Annotated in this window: 1 protein-coding gene and 1 pseudogene; both read left to right on the forward strand. The window is 33.0% G+C overall.

Going from position 1 to position 1,544, the window contains the following annotated elements; translation table 11 throughout:
• Nucleotides 1-753: 753 nt before the first annotated feature.
• On the forward strand, nt 754-1,065 hold the full coding sequence (locus tag CDZ78_RS20245) for a hypothetical protein (protein WP_087871562.1): 312 nt from the start codon (nt 754-756) through the stop codon (nt 1,063-1,065).
• Nucleotides 1,046-1,544 (forward strand): annotated as a pseudogene (locus CDZ78_RS20250) (Shedu immune nuclease family protein); the annotation flags it as partial. The gene CDZ78_RS20245 and the pseudogene CDZ78_RS20250, both read left to right, overlap by 20 nt.

The raw sequence follows: 1,544 nt of genomic DNA on the forward strand, positions 1-1,544 counted from the left end.
TAAAAACTCGATTATTCTGTTTATTCTCCCTCGAAATAGCTAAAAAAATCATTAGCATTTTGAGTGGGAAAGATAAACAGGTAAAACCTTACAATCTATGTGTTTAATGGGTGTTCTTGCCCACACTTGCTCTTCGCGTCTGGGCTTCTTTTCTTATCTTTTTATTCTTACAAATTATCATTGTTTATTATTGATGCGCGGAGCGCGGTTTAAGAGAAACCATATTGCTGTGATTGAGAGTGATTGTGGGGAATGTGTTGGCTAGTGTTGGTAAGGGGTGGATAACATCTTTTCGTTATCCACCCCTTACCAACACGTCCCGTAGGGAGCCAATATATTCCCCACATGAACGGTATATCGTAGAATTTGCAAAATGCGGCCTACAGGCATTACAGGGGCTAAACTTACTTGTATGTGTACGTGACAAATTAAACCGCATACAAAATGATGTCATTTTGGAAAATGAGAAAGTGAAGCTTATGCGACAGGACAATAAAGAATCCCCCCCCCCGGATGATAAAATACGCAGGTATTATTGAGCTGAAGTTTCTTAATTATTGAGTAGCTAAAGATCGCGATGCTGGCACGTCGGGGTTTATTTTAGGTGCTTTGCCATGTTTATAGCAAACCCCCATTTAATTCCTCTTAGGCGAAAGCTTCTGAATTGAATGAAAAGATTATTTTTTTCATATAGTTGCGACATTGTTTAAATTCTATTATAAATAAATATTAAGAAACTTCAGTTATTGAGCTATGATTGAATTTAAATTAATTAAGAATAAGGTTGTTCTTCTTTATACAGGCACGGAATCCGGTTCTGCTTGGCTTTATGCCAAGATTGAAGAAAAAGAAATAGCTAAACTTTACAGTACATTTCATGTTACTAAAAATGAATTGGTTTCGTCTTTTGACAAAGATAATGAGTATGATCCAGTAGAGTTTGAAGTTGCGAAAAAAAAACAAGGATATTATTGCTTCCCTAAAGGTTTCTTAAATCTAGATTATGATCTTTATATAGATGAAGATGTTAAATTTAGAGAAAAAAATGTTTGTTGCCTATTCTAATATATCTATTTTTAGACAAATTAATGAAATTATAAATAGCTCTATCTATATTGGTGGCGAAGAAGAAAATTCTATACCAGCGTCAGTTTTTAAAGAATTATTAGATGAGTTTCCTAATTCATACGAACGAAAAAAGTATACATTAGCTCGAATAAGTGCTGTGTTATCGTCATATTTAGATACTAAAGAGGACTATGAAGGAAAATATCATACATATTTAAATAAGAAAATCAGTAAAAAAGGAGGTGATGTTCAATATGAATACTCTGACATTGAATTATGTAAATACCAAGGCCTTTTACGAAAGCTAAAGTCGATGCTTGATGATGATAATAATTCATATAATGAAAATCAGTGGCAAAAAGAGTTACTTCAAATAATATTGTTTCTGTATCCTAAGTACATATATGCATTCAAAGAAGCTCCAATTAGAGATACATACAATAATAAAGACAGAAGGATTGATTATTTACTGGTCG

The organism is Bathymodiolus platifrons methanotrophic gill symbiont (assembly GCF_002189065.1).
In the GTDB taxonomy this organism is placed as follows: Bacteria; Pseudomonadota; Gammaproteobacteria; order Methylococcales; family Methylomonadaceae; genus Methyloprofundus.

Bases quoted from the DNA above. Each gene is read 5' to 3' on its own strand.
- CDZ78_RS20245 (WP_087871562.1), top strand. From the start codon at position 754: ATGATTGAATTTAAATTAATTAAGAATAAGGTTGTTCTTCTTTATACA.